Origin of the sequence: Mucilaginibacter xinganensis, assembly GCF_002257585.1 — a bacterium.
Taxonomy (GTDB): Bacteria; Bacteroidota; Bacteroidia; order Sphingobacteriales; family Sphingobacteriaceae; genus Mucilaginibacter; species Mucilaginibacter xinganensis.
Genome location: NZ_CP022743.1, coordinates 831,957 through 845,818 on the forward strand (window position 1 = coordinate 831,957; position 13,862 = coordinate 845,818).

Sequence of the window (13,862 nt, forward strand, 5' to 3'; positions counted from 1 at the left end):
AGATTGAATAGTTATGAACGATAGCCGCTATTGCAGCCGCCCTTCGGCTGTTAACTAATCACAATGTTATCTATCAGCCGGGTGTGGCCAACTTTAGCCGCCACAAGGGCTACAATGCCAGCAGAGGCTTCATTAGCCTGGTGCAGCGTATCGGCATCGGCAATCTCAAAATAATCGAGCTCAACGCCGGGTTCGGCGTTTATCATTTGTGCTGCTTCCTTTTTTAAAGCAGGGATATTTTTTTTATCAAAATTGTTACCAAGCCAGTTCAGTGTTTTTGAAAGGACCAGTCCATGCTGCCTGTCGGCAGCTGTTAAATGGATATTTCTTGAACTCATGGCCAGGCCGTCGGCTTCGCGCATTATAGGGCACATCACCAATTTAACGGGCATATGGAGAATGGTTACCATTTTGCTGATGATCAAAAACTGCTGGTAATCCTTTTGGCCGAAGTAAGCGGTATCCGGGGTTATGATATTGAAAAACTTATTTACTACCTGCGTTACCCCCTGGTAATGGCCCGGGCGGAATTCCCCTTCCAGCAAATGCTCTGTTTCGCCAATATTTAAATGCCATTGTTCATTACCATCATACATTTCATTTACCCCGGGGCTAAACAAAATGTCGCAGTTAACCTGCTCCAGTAATTGCGTATCGGCCTCAATGGTACGCGGATATTTCTCCAGGTCGTTAGGGTCGTTAAATTGGCTGGGGTTAACAAAGATACTGCATAGGGTTACATTATTTTGCTGCTGTGCGAGCTCAATTAATGAAAGGTGTCCACGGTGCAGAGCGCCCATAGTTGGCACAAAACCAATGGTTTGGTTTAAGGCTTTTATTTGTTGCAGATATTCCTGTAAAGATTTCCTGGTAGTAAATGTTTTCAACACAAATGAAATTACGGGTTTGCGGCAAAGTTGTGTAAATGATTAATATTTACCAAAAGTTACTTGCATAATTGGTTGCCAGTTCATATAATAATGCTTATATTTGCACACTCAATTTTTTTTGACTTCTTTATATAAATTTAATACTGATATAGTGATGGGTAAATCTAAGCTTTTGTTTATAACTCACGAAATGTCTCCTTTCCTTGAACTCTCAAAAATTTCTGAAATCACACGCCAGCTACCGCAGGCTATGCAGGAAAAAGGTTACGAGATCCGTATCCTGATGCCCCGTTTCGGAAATATTAATGAGCGCAGGAACCGGTTACATGAAGTGATCCGTTTATCTGGAATGAATATTATCATTAATGATAATGACAATCCGTTAATTATTAAAGTTGCTTCTATCCCTGCTGCACGAATGCAGGTTTATTTTTTAGATAACGAAGAGTATTTCCAGCGTAAGCATGTGTTTACCGATAAAGACGGTAAATTTTATGCAGACAATGACGAGCGCATGATCTTCTTTTGCAAAGGCGCGTTGGAAACCGTTAAAAAATTAGGATGGGCGCCTGACCTTATTCATTGCCACGGCTGGATGAGCGCTTTAGTGCCTGCTTACTTAAAGACAACTTACAAGGACGATCCTACTTTCAAAAACTCAAAAGTTGTTTATTCTATTTACCAAAACGATTTTACCGAGCAGTTGGATGCCGATTTTTCTCAAAAAGCCGTTATGGGCGATATGACCGAAAAACACATTGAGGTTTACAAACCCGGCAGTAATTCTGCATTGTATGCCGGAGCTATTCATTATAGTGATGCAATAGTTTTAGCAGGCGAAAATATTGACGAGGATGTGTTAAATAATGTTAAAAACAGCAATAAATCGGTTTTAGAATTCGAATCCACCGCAGATTTCGAAAATTATTACAATTTTTACGACGAAATTGCCACTGAAGAATTGGCACATGTTGTATAAGCTTTGAGATCATATATGAAATTTTTCCGTTTAGACTTATTGACCCTGTTAATAAGTCTTTTTATTTTGAATAGTTGTAAAAACCAGGATACCGTTGGCCTGGGTGTTGATTCATCAACCCAAATTAATGGTACACAGGTAGATACGTCAACCATAATAGTGAATACTGTAAAGGAAGATTCTATTATAACAACAGGAGCCACTAAAAATGCGCTGGCTTATTTTACCGATCCTGTTTTTGGGGTAACAGAATCAAACCTGGCTGCCAGCTTGAGCTTGCCTGGTGCAGCGGCATACACGCTGCCTTCAGGAACTATATCGATTGACTCGACCCGGTTGGTGATGCATTACATTGACGGCTTTTACGGTGATTCGGTTGCATCGTCATACAAATTAAATGTTTACCAGCTATCTGAGCTTTTTAACGAAAGCACTTCTTATTATAACACCAAACAATGGCAGGCAAATACTTCTAATTTACTTGGCTCGGTAACGTTTAAAGCACGCACGCACGATTCGATAAAAATTTCGAATATCATAACCGGCAAGCCTGATACGCTAATAAAAGTTCCGGCCCAGTTAAGGGTGCCTATAAGCAACAGCTTTATTATTTCGAACTTTTTCAACGCAAACAGCGCAACGCTTTCATCAAACAAGATCTTTCAAAATTCTGTTAAAGGATTATATCTAACTTTAGATAAAGCACAAACTACTGGCGCCGGTGGCAGTTTAATGTTTGCAGCGGGCGATACGCTTACCGTGTATTGCAAGATTGTAAAAAGCGGCGTTATTGATACCACCCAGATAAAACTTCCTATTACCAAACTGGCGGCTTCAGTAAAGCATACTTATTCAACTACCATTAATGCTGAACTTAACAATACAACAACATCAGGCAACGTTTTTTACTTACAGGGCCTTGGCGGCTTACGCACTAAAGTAAGCTTCCCTAACTTACTGGCTAATATCAGGAGCAACCTTCTTAAAAAAGATAGTGATATTATATTGAACCGTGCAGAACTGGTGGTAACCCCTAATCCGGGATCAAACATCCCTTATCGTCCAATACCTAAAATCACCCTTTACAGGCTTGATATTGCGCATCAGCGTATTGGTGTTGCTGATGTTAGTTCGAGCGACCCGCGTAACGTAGCCGCTAATGCTTTTGGTTATTATGCCAATAAGCAATACCGGTTTATTTTAACGGCCTACCTGCAGGATATTTTACTGAAGAAGACAATTGATTACGGCACTTATATAGCCCCTATTGACACCACTAATAAGTCGAGCGTTGATATTGTTGCTACCTCCCAGATTGCCGCGCGTACGGTAGCGGTAGGTTCAGATAAAACATCGCCTTATCGAATAAAACTAGATATCATCTACACAAAAATAGCTAAGTAGTTAATTCCAAATTATATTTAAAGGCCCGATGGATAAGTAAGCTTGTCTGCCGGGCCTTTCTCTTTTTTTGGCTTTATTGATTGAATCTTAGTAAGTTACCAAAACTTCTTAAATTATTTTAATATCGCCAATTACAGCCAAATCTTATCCTTTAATAACTAATGTTGTTATTTTTGCGGTGAAAACATTATTCATTTAACTATCTATTTATGTGTGGAATTGTAGGATACATTGGCTTTAGAGACGCTTACCCCATCGTTATTAAGGGCTTACACAGGTTGGAGTACAGGGGATATGACAGTGCTGGTGTTTCGTTATTTGACAAAGAATTAAAAGTATATAAAAAGGCAGGTAAGGTTAGTGACCTTGAAGCTTTTGTTAAAGATGTTGATTTGGGCGGCACCATTGGAATGGGCCATACACGTTGGGCAACACACGGTGTGCCAAGCGATAGGAACTCGCATCCGCATTCATCAGGTAACCGTAAACTCACTATTATTCACAATGGGATAATTGAAAACTATGGCGTTATCAAAGAAGCGCTTTTAAGCAAGGGCCATGTTTTTAAAAGCGATACTGATACAGAGGTTTTAATACACCTGGTTGAAGATATCCAGGATGTAACAGGCCTGGATCTGCGTGAAGCCGTTAGGGTTGCTTTAACAAAAGTAATTGGCGCATACGCCATTGTGATAATGAGCGCCGACGAACCAGACCTGCTGATAGCGGCCCGCAAAGGTAGCCCCATGGTAATTGGCGTTGGCAAAGGTGAATATTTCATAGCTTCGGACGCTACGCCGATTGTTGAGTACACAAAAAATGTGATCTATCTTAATGATAACGAAATTGCCTACCTCAGCCGCGAAGACCTGCTGATAAAAAACATTGACAATATTGTACAAACGCCTTATATCCAGGAGCTTGATTTAAAGCTTGACGCGCTGGAAAAAGGCGGGTTTGATCACTTTATGTTAAAGGAGATCTACGAGCAACCCCGTTCCATCCGCGATTGTATGCGCGGCAGGATCTATCCAGAAAAGGGATTGGTTCAGCTAGGGGGTATTAAAGAATTTGCCGGTAAGCTCAAGAATATAGACCGGATCGTTATCATAGCCTGCGGTACATCGTGGCATGCGGGCCTGGTTGGCGAATACCTGATTGAGGAATATGCGCGTGTGCCCGTTGAAGTTGAATACGCTTCGGAGTTCAGGTACAGAAATCCTATCATAACAGAAAAAGACCTGGTAATCGCCATTTCCCAATCAGGGGAAACAGCCGATACCATGGCTGCAATTGAACTGGCGAAAGAAAAGGGCGCTACTATTTTCGGCATCTGTAATGTTGTAGGCGCATCTATTCCGCGCACTACCCATGCGGGTGTTTATACCCATGCCGGTCCCGAAATTGGGGTAGCATCCACCAAGGCATTTACCGCGCAGGTAACGGTTTTAACGTTAATGGCCTTTTACATTGCACAGCAACGGGGCACCATAACTGAAAGCAAACTGATTGAACAATTAACCGAACTTAACGAAATTCCGGAACTGGTAGAGCAGGCCTTAAAACTTAACGACCATATCAAAGAAATAGCATGGCGGTTTAAAGACTCAACCAATTGCCTGTTTTTAGGGCGGGGGAGTTCATTTCCGGTTGCACTGGAAGGAGCACTTAAACTAAAGGAAATATCATATATCCATGCGGAAGGATATCCGGCTGCTGAGATGAAGCACGGGCCAATTGCCCTGATAGATGATGAAATGCCGGTGGTATTTATTGCAACCAAAGATTCATCGTACGGAAAAGTTGTCAGCAATATACAGGAAGTTAAAGCGAGGAAAGGCCATGTTATAGCTATTGTTACCGAAGGGGATACCGAGGTAAAAAGTATGGCTGATTATGTGATTGAGATTCCGCAAACCGGCGAAGCGTTTGTGCCACTGCTGGCAACCATACCATTGCAATTGCTTGCTTACCATATAGCTGTAATGCGCGGCTGTAACGTAGATCAGCCCCGTAATTTGGCTAAATCAGTTACGGTGGAGTAGATGTTTGCAGCAGGTAGTAAACATTGGATATACAGAAGTAAGTATATGGGATTGGATAAAATTGATAGCACTTCAGATAATTTTCGGAAATGCTATCAATTTTAGGTATTCAGGCTATTGGCCGACTTAATAAAAGACCGTCAGGCGCGTTCGGCATACGCTAATTTCTTAGGTCTTTGCTTCTTTTGTTTACCTAACCACATTAAAAAGCCGGTTATGGGCAGTGAGGCGGCTATCAGTCCGGATAAAAAATAGATGATTTTTGAGCCAATGCCGATGATATTGACCCGGCCTGTGTGTAACGTATAATTGCTTGCCGCCACGTTGTCATACGCAGTATTGTTTTTATACAGGTCAGCTTTAATGACCGCTCCGTTGTACGGATTAAAATAAATCGCATTTTGCCTGCGGGCGATGGTGTAAGGATAGCGCATCAATACCCGGATGGCATCGGTTTTGGCAGCGGCGGGGGTAATGTTCACTTCAATAGCCCCGGGATAGTTAAATGCCATGTACAGGTACGCTTTATCTATGTTAAATCGTTTCTGAAGGCCGGGATCAACCTTTGGCTTCTTCTCTTTTTTTACGGGTGCATGGCCGGTTAAAAAGGCAGCCGTATTTTTTACCGAATCGTATATAAAGAACATTCCCGTTAACGAAATGATCATTAATATAAGCAGCGCGTAAAAGCCAAGTACACTGTGCAGGTCCCAGTTAAGCCTTTTCCAGTTTTGGGTTTTAAAATTGATGGTGGTTGCCTGTTTAAAAAATCGCCTTTGCCTGGGCCACCAAAGGATTAAACCACTTATACACATGATAAAAAATATAAGTACGTTGACTTTAATAATAGTCCCGCCTAATTCTCCCAGCATGAGGTGGGTATGAATGGTGAGTACTACCGAAAAGAAATCAGTTTTAAGATTTTGTTCGCCGATGATGCCGGCGGTGTACGGATCAATACTTACCGCAAACTCCTTTTTACTGTAAAAGATAATGGCGGCATCGGTATTTTCTTTAAAGCGGATACTGGTTACCTTAAATTTTGGATAATGCGCTTTAAGGGTGTCTGTCAGTTGCTTAAATGGCAACCGGGTAGCGCCCGCTTGTTTTACATGATAAAATTCGTGCTGGAAAAGGTCCCGGCCCTCCTCTTCGAATGCATACATAGCGCCGGTTATGGCCACCACAACTACAACCAACCCGCTGGCCAGGCCTAAAATGAGGTGTAGTTGCCTGATGATCTTTTTAAATGTTAACTTTTGCATAGCCATAAAGTGCGGTGGCGTTTTTATTGTTGTTGATTAAAATTTAATGCTCATGCTCAGTGTTCCCCGCGTTGGGTTTTGTGGTGCCAGGCGGAACGACCAGTATTTTTCATTAGTAAGGTTATCCAGCTTGAAACCTAAGCGGTATTTAGGCTGATCATAAAATATAGTAGCATCAACGGTGGTGTATGACGGAATGACGAATTTAAATGCCTGCGTATTGCTTTGGTACGATTGGCTGCCATAGTTGCCGCCTACGCCAATACCTAAGCCATGCAGTTGGCCTTCAGTAATACGGTAACTCATCCACAGGTTAGCTAAACGTGCCGGACCTGAGCTGGCGGGGCGTAAACCCTGTAGCCCGCTACCCGGAGCCGCAAGGGTGATTTTACTATCGTTATAAGCAAAACCGGCAACAATGTTAAATCCCCCGAACGGATTGGCAATTAGCTCAGCTTCCAGCCCCTTGCTTAGCTGGGTACCCGCCTGGGTTGAGAAGCCGGGGTGCGCCGGGTCGTCCATGGTGGTGTTGGTTACCGAGATATCGTAGTAGCTGACTGTGGAACTGATTTTATGGTCCCAGGCATCTGCTTTTATGCCCCCTTCCCATTGGTTCGCATATTGCGGTTTAAATGGTGTGTTGTCAAAACTGGTTGAACTTACGTTGTTAAAACCGTTCATATAGTTACCAAAAAACGACACCTGATCTTTAACCAGCTGGTAAACCAGGCCCAGTTTAGGAGACCAGGCCGTTTGGCTAAATTTACCGGAAACTTTGCCATCAGCAGGGGTGTATGCCCCCTGGTTGTCAAACTTGTCTATCCTGATGCTGGCCATGGCGTTTAAACGTTCAGTAATGTTAAATACATCCGACACATAGGCTGCGTACGAGCTTTGGTTATTTTGAACGTAGCCGCCTGCTTTTGGCGCTGCGGCCGCAACCAGCGCCTGTACTTTATCGTAGGTGAAATTATTATAAGCTGCGCCGGGATCAAGGTAACTGATAGCGGGCATTGTTACGGTGGTATTGGTATTGTTGCTTTTTTGGTTGTAATATTCAACCCCGGCAATAATACGGTTACGAAACTGGCCGATCTTGAAATCGCCGATAAAGTTTTCCTGTAAGTTGGTGATGTAATAGGGATAATCTTCTTTGGTGGCTTGTTGTTTTATTTTCTTTACACTATCAACCAGATTGAGTTGTGTAACAATGCCGTTGGTGGTTGAGTACGTTTTATTGAACATGGTTTGCGATTTCCAGTGGTTGGAGATCTTGTAGTTTACCAACGCATAAATATCAATTTGCCTGCTTAGGTAATCAACACTGTTGTTACCGAATGAGCGCTTATAGTCGATGCCGAGGTCTTTTACATTGTGGATACTTCCTTTGGTATCGGGTGCAAGCCGGTAGGCCGATGTGGCATTTGAGTTACCTATTTCGGCATTGATATCAACTGACAAGCGGTCATTTATAATGTAAGTGAGGCTTGGGGCCACAAAAAAGCCGCGGTTAAAACCTGCATCCTGGAAACTGCGCTCGTTGTGCAGGGCGGTATTGATGCGGAACAGTACAGTTTTATCCTGGTTTAAAGGTAGGTTAACATCAGCGGTAAGCCTGTTAAGATCAAAACTTCCGGTTTGGTAGGCAATCTCTGTGCGGGGTGTTGCAAAGGGCTGTTTGGTAACCCGGTTAAACAGCCCGCCAAACGAAGCCAGGCTGCTGTTGAACAGCGTTCCGGTGGGCCCCTTGATGGCTTCTATCTTTTCGATATCTGCCGGATCGATGCTGTTGAAATTATAACCCGCCACGCTATTTCGTATAAAATTGCCGGTAACAAAGCCCCGCGACAAAAGGGTGGTTCGCCCGTTATTGTAAACGAGAGGAACACCTGTACCGGGGATGTTTTTAAAGCCATCCACATAGCTGGTTACCACTTGTTCCTTCATTAGTTCGCTGGTTACAACGCTGTAAACCTGCGGGTTTTCGAGGTTTTTGATGGGCAGTCGGGCAACGTCTTCAGTCTCTTTCTTAAGAAACTTATTATGCCGGGCGCTTTTAACATATACCTCCTGGAGTTGTTTGCCGCCTTCGGATAAAACAAAATTCTCCGTTATGGTTTCCCCGGCCACCACTGTCACCTGTTTGCTTTGGGTTTGCAGGCCCACAAAGCTTACCACAAGTGTGTAGTTGCCCGGTTTTATGTTCCTAATTGAATAATGGCCGTTCTGTGCTGCTGCGGTGCCCTGGTTGGTTTCGTTAAGGGTGATGTTTACATATTCGGCGGGTTTGCCGTCGGAGGTTCTTACCGAGCCTTTTATTGTGCCGGTTATAGCCTGTGCCTTTATGCTTAAAGTGAAAAATAACAAGCTTGGCAAGATTAATAGCATTATTTTTTTTAGGAATGAAAGTGCGAACTTTGGCGCATTCGGAGTGGAAGTGTAAGAGCTGGTAGATACAAATGTCATGGTTTTTTCAAATAATAATTGACAAAAGGGTCAGTTGTTGATTTCAGCATGGGTTTTGTGACCACACTATGTTTTTTGGCAAAGATATCTTTATTTAGAATAAGTCCAAATAAATATAAAGAATAACGCCTTTGCAATTCATACCGAGGTTTTAATAGCATCAATATGAAATTTAAAGGGTATGTGTGGCAAGCTATTGATTATCAATTAATAATGTGACTGGCGTCATTTAATGGTGCTCCATTTAATTGCATTTTTGTAAAACAATCAATTGAATTAAATGAGGACCAATTAATAGTAACCACGGAACCCATGAAAAAGACCATGATCGCTTTAACAGCAGTTGTACTAAGTTGTAGCGCTGCGGCACAAAATAGCATGCCCGATTCTGCAATGCATAAAATGTCACATGCATCCAAACATGGGATGGCTGATTGTGTGATGATGAAAAAAGGGAAAATGATAACCATGATGAATGGCAAAACCATGCCGATGACCGGTACTAGAACAATGGCTAACGGAACGATGGTAATGGCCGACGGAACCTGCAAAATAAAGGGTGGTAAGAGAATGATGTTAAAGGAAGACCAGTGCGTTATGTCGGATGGGAAGATAATGAAGGTGCCATTGAAAACGGGAATGATGAAAAAGCATATGATGATGGATACCCTGAAAAAAGACACCATGAAAATGTAATGTTTAAATGATTTTAGCAGGAGCCGGTAAATTGTACTGCCGGGTTTACCCGCGAAGGCTGTTTAGTCATAAAAATTACATGGTATTTTTATGACTAAACAGCGGTACTAAAATTTAAATAAATCTGTAACTTTGATCTGTGAAACGTTCAGCACTAATTACAATAACAGCCATTTACCTTTTATCCTGTTTAGGATTGGGGGTTAACCGGTTTTATTGCTGTGGTAAACTTGCATCAATAACGCTGATTTACGGCGTTGACGAAAACGCAGGAAGCGATGCAGCTAAAAAAGATAATTGCTGCAAAAACGAAAAGCAAAGTTTTAAAATAAAGGATAATCATGTTAGTGCCAATTCCTTTGTGTTTATTCCGTTGTTGCCGGTAACCTTGCCATCGCTAACCGGCTGGAAACCAATCGCTTCAATTAAAGATCAAATTATAAGTATAGGATATCAAAGCAATGCCCCACCGGGGAGTTGTGATACCCCCATTTATACCCGCAATTGCACTTACAGGATCTGACCTGTCTCTTCTTTTTTTAGTTTTTACTGCCGTACAAAGCTAAAGTATAATTAAATCAATCATCTTAATTAATAACCCGCGCATGGGCATTTGCCGCCTGTTCGTATTTGTCCATTCTTTAAATTTTTAATCATGAAAAAAGTAACATTGATTGCTGTGGCTATCTTTTTCTCTGCTGCAAGCGTTTTTGCAGCGCCCCTAAACAGGACGGGATCTGACACCACTAAAACCAAAAAAGTAAAACCTGCAAAAGTGCAGTACACCTGCACCATGCATCCTGAGGTATTGAGCGATAAACCCGGCAAATGCCCAAAATGCGGGATGACCCTGGTTAAAAAGGAAGTTGCCAAAAAGAAAACTACCTAAATGCTTTTGTAAGTTAATTTATCCCCGCGGCTAAAGCTTCGGGGATATTATACCATAAAGATGATTAATAAACTTATTTCGCTATCGCTAAAGAACAGGTACCTGGTGCTGCTCTCTGCGATTGTCTTATTCGCCTGGGGCGCTTATTCAGTTAAGGAAAACCCAATTGATGCGATACCAGACCTTTCCGAAAACCAGGTAATTGTATTTACGGAGTGGCAGGGCCGCAGCCCGCAAATTATGGAAGACCAGGTTACCTATCCGCTGGTAAGTAATTTACAGGGTATTCCTAAAGTAAAAGCTATCCGTGCCACTTCTATGTTCGGAATGAGCTTTGTTTACATTGTATTTGATGATAAAGCCGATGTTTACTGGGCCCGCAGCAGGGTTTTGGAGCGGCTGAACTACGCCCAGCGTTTATTACCTCAGGGAATTACACCCACCCTGGGTCCGGACGGAACGGGTGTGGGCCATATTTTATGGTATACGCTGGATGCCAAAGGGATTGACCTCGGCGAGCAACGGGCATTGCAGGATTGGTATGTAAAACTGGGCCTGCAAACAGTTCCGGGGGTAAGCGAAGTGGCGTCCTTCGGCGGCTTTGAAAAGCAGTACCAGGTCACCATTGATCCGCAAAAACTAAATTATTATAACATCCCCCTATCACAGGTGCTTAAAGCAGTAAAAAGCAATAACAATGATGTGGGCGGTCGCAAGTTCGAGATGAATGGCACCGGTTACATTGTTCGCGGGCTGGGCTACATCAAAAGCCTTCAGGATGTAGAAAATATTTCTATAGGCACCATCAATACCGTTGCAGTAAAGGTGAAGGATATTGCGACAGTACAAATGGGCGGCGATTTGCGCCTTGGGATATTTGATCAAAATGGCGAAGGGGAAGCTGTTGGCGGCATAGTAGTAATGCGTTATGGTGAAAATGCCGATAAAGTGATCCATTCCGTAAAAGATAAGATGAAAGATATTGAAAAAGGCTTTCCGCCGGGTGTTAAGTTTAAGATTGCCTATGACCGGAGCGAATTGATTGAAAACGCCATTGGTTCGGTAAAACATACTTTGATAGAAGAGATGATCACCGTGTCGGTAATTGTTATCCTGTTCCTGTTTAGCTGGCGCAGTGCCCTGAGCATTATTATCCAGATCCCCATTACCATTGCAGCCAGTTTTATCCTGCTCAATGCCTTTGGCATAACCTCCAATATTATGTCATTAACCGGGATTGCTTTAGCCATTGGGGTTATTGTAGATAACGGGATAGTAATGGTAGAAAACTCGCACCGCAACCTGGCAATTGCACAAGAAAAAGAAAAATTATGACCACAGCAGAAAGAATAAAAATCATAGAAGCCTCCTGTAAACAGGTGGGGCGTGGTGTGTTTTTCTCCACGCTCATTATCGTAGCCTCATTCCTGCCGGTATTTTTATTGGAGGGGCAGGAGGGTAAATTATTCGGCCCGCTGGCATGGACCAAATCATTTATTTTGGCCATTGATGCCATCCTGGCGGTAACACTTGCACCTGTACTCATCTCATTTTTTCTGAAGGGAAAATTAAGAACCGACGATCATAATCCGCTTAACCGGGTTCTGCAAACAGTTTATCATCCCATATTAAACTGGTGCATGACCTGGCGTAAAACCACAATCGGGATTAACATTATCGCTTTACTCATTAGCGTACCCTTACTGATTACGCTGGGTACTGAGTTTATGCCGCCACTGGATGAAGGAACGATACTATTTATGCCGGTTACGCTGCCTGATGTTTCAAATGCAGAAGCAAAGCAAATTTTGCAGGTACAGGACAGGATAATTAAAAGCATTCCTGAGGTTAAAAATGTGCTGGGTAAAGCCGGAAGGGCAAATACAGCCACCGACAATTCGCCTATTAACATGGTAGAGACGATTATACTTTTAAAACCAAAGGATGAATGGCGAAAGGGAATAAAGAAGGAGGATATTATTAACGAACTCAACGCCAAACTACAGATTCCTGGTGTGGTAAACGGTTGGACACAGCCTATTATCAATCGCATCAATATGCTTTCAACCGGCATCCGTACGGATGTGGGCTTAAAAGTTTACGGGCAAAACCTGGATACGATTTACGCCCTGTCAGGTAAAATGAAACAGGCGTTGCAGGGTATTAACGGCGTAAAAGATCTGTATGTTGACCCGATAACCGGGGGTAAATATTTAGACATCCGCGTGAATAAAGATGCCATTGGCCGTTACGGATTGAGTGTAGATGATGTTAACGAAGTTGTTGAAAGCGCATTAGGCGGTATGAGCCTTACGCCAACCATTGAAGGTCGCAGGAGGTTTAGCGTAAACCTTCGCCTGGCGCAGGATTACCGCAATAACCTGGACGCAATAAAACGCACGCTGGTGCAAACAACAGGTTACGGGCCCATCCCTTTATCATCGGTAGCGGATATCATTATCAGCGACGGGCCTGCTATGATCCAGTCAGAAAATGCTTTGCTGCGCGGAACGGTGCTTTTTAATGTGCGCGACAGGGATCTGGGAAGTACGGTGAACGAAGCGCAGGCCAAACTCAACGATATGGTAAAAACCTTACCCAAGGGCTATTTTATTGAATGGAGCGGCCAGTATGAAAACCTGATTCGTGCGGAACGTACTTTGAAACTGGTATTACCAGTAGTACTGGTAATTATTTTCGCCTGTCTTTATTTTGCTTTTCACTCCGTTCGCGAAGCGTTTTTTAGCCTCATCAGTATCCCATTCGCATTGATTGGCGGCGCTTATATGGTGTATTTTTTTGGTGTGCATTTATCGGTTGCGGTAGCGGTAGGCTTTATTGCGCTGTTCGGCATAGCAGTGGAAACCGGTATCGTAATGGTGATTTATCTGAATGATGCTATGCAGCAACTGGTGGCTCTGAAAGGAAATTCAAAAGAAACCATTACCCGCGCCGACCTTCACGAGTATGTGATGAACGGCGCAGTAAAACGGCTAAGACCTAAGCTAATGACGGTTTGTGTGGCGCTGTTTGGACTGGTACCCATATTGTGGTCTACCGGTACCGGCAGTGACGTGATGTTGCCGATTGTATTGCCGATGATTGGCGGGGTTTTAACCTCTTCTACGCACATCCTGCTGGTTACCCCGCTTATTTTTTTAATGGTGAAGGAATATGAGCTGAAAAAGTATGGCAAACTGGAAGTGTTGAACGTAAAAGAATAATGAA

General features: G+C 43.0%; 11 protein-coding genes. 8 read left to right on the top strand and 3 right to left on the bottom strand.

Going from position 1 to position 13,862, the window contains the following annotated elements:
• Window positions 1-50: 50 nt before the first annotated feature.
• On the bottom strand, window positions 51-890 hold the full coding sequence (panC, locus tag MuYL_RS03640) for a pantoate--beta-alanine ligase (protein WP_317043865.1): 840 nt from the start codon (window positions 888-890) through the stop codon (window positions 51-53).
• Between the two features lie 154 nt (window positions 891-1,044).
• Between panC and MuYL_RS03645 the strand changes: the two genes are divergently transcribed.
• The 3 genes from MuYL_RS03645 (at window position 1,045) to glmS (ending at window position 5,318) form a co-directional block, all read left to right on the top strand.
• A complete protein-coding gene (locus MuYL_RS03645) occupies window positions 1,045-1,869 on the top strand; it encodes a glycogen/starch synthase (RefSeq protein WP_094569235.1) in 825 nt (274 codons plus the stop codon).
• Between the two features lie 15 nt (window positions 1,870-1,884).
• Window positions 1,885-3,273 carry a DUF4270 family protein gene (locus MuYL_RS03650; RefSeq protein ID WP_094569236.1) on the top strand — a complete coding sequence of 463 codons (1,389 nt, stop codon included), beginning with the start codon at window positions 1,885-1,887 and terminating at the stop codon, window positions 3,271-3,273.
• A gap of 209 nt (window positions 3,274-3,482) precedes the next feature.
• A complete protein-coding gene (gene glmS / locus MuYL_RS03655) occupies window positions 3,483-5,318 on the top strand; it encodes a glutamine--fructose-6-phosphate transaminase (isomerizing) (protein WP_094569237.1) in 1,836 nt (611 codons plus the stop codon).
• Window positions 5,319-5,458: 140 nt separating this feature from the next.
• Here the strand turns inward: glmS and MuYL_RS03660 are convergent, their stop codons facing one another.
• On the bottom strand, window positions 5,459-6,583 hold the full coding sequence (locus tag MuYL_RS03660) for a PepSY-associated TM helix domain-containing protein (protein ID WP_157740582.1): 1,125 nt from the start codon (window positions 6,581-6,583) through the stop codon (window positions 5,459-5,461).
• Between the two features lie 36 nt (window positions 6,584-6,619).
• The gene (locus MuYL_RS03665; RefSeq protein WP_094572839.1) at window positions 6,620-8,971 is read right to left on the bottom strand and encodes a TonB-dependent receptor; all 2,352 of its coding nucleotides are present in this window, start codon (window positions 8,969-8,971) and stop codon (window positions 6,620-6,622) included.
• 390 nt (window positions 8,972-9,361) lie between these two features.
• On the opposite strand from MuYL_RS03665, the gene MuYL_RS03670 reads away from it, so the two are divergent.
• The 5 genes from MuYL_RS03670 to MuYL_RS23690 all read left to right on the top strand — a co-directional run bounded on the left by MuYL_RS03670 (window position 9,362) and on the right by MuYL_RS23690 (window position 13,858).
• Entirely contained in the window at window positions 9,362-9,745 is a 384-nt protein-coding gene (locus tag MuYL_RS03670) for a DUF6799 domain-containing protein (RefSeq protein ID WP_094569239.1), read from the top strand.
• Between the two features lie 139 nt (window positions 9,746-9,884).
• The gene (locus MuYL_RS03675; RefSeq protein WP_094569240.1) at window positions 9,885-10,268 is read left to right on the top strand and encodes an HYC_CC_PP family protein; all 384 of its coding nucleotides are present in this window, start codon (window positions 9,885-9,887) and stop codon (window positions 10,266-10,268) included.
• 132 nt (window positions 10,269-10,400) lie between these two features.
• A complete protein-coding gene (locus tag MuYL_RS03680) occupies window positions 10,401-10,634 on the top strand; it encodes a heavy metal-binding domain-containing protein (protein ID WP_094569241.1) in 234 nt (77 codons plus the stop codon).
• 60 nt (window positions 10,635-10,694) lie between these two features.
• The gene (locus MuYL_RS23685) at window positions 10,695-11,969 is read left to right on the top strand and encodes an efflux RND transporter permease subunit (protein ID WP_094569242.1); all 1,275 of its coding nucleotides are present in this window, start codon (window positions 10,695-10,697) and stop codon (window positions 11,967-11,969) included.
• Complete coding sequence (locus tag MuYL_RS23690) at window positions 11,966-13,858, top strand: efflux RND transporter permease subunit (RefSeq protein ID WP_094569243.1); 1,893 nt, start codon at window positions 11,966-11,968, stop codon at window positions 13,856-13,858. The genes MuYL_RS23685 and MuYL_RS23690 overlap by 4 nt, the downstream gene beginning before the upstream one ends.
• The last annotated feature ends 4 nt before the right edge of the window (window positions 13,859-13,862 follow it).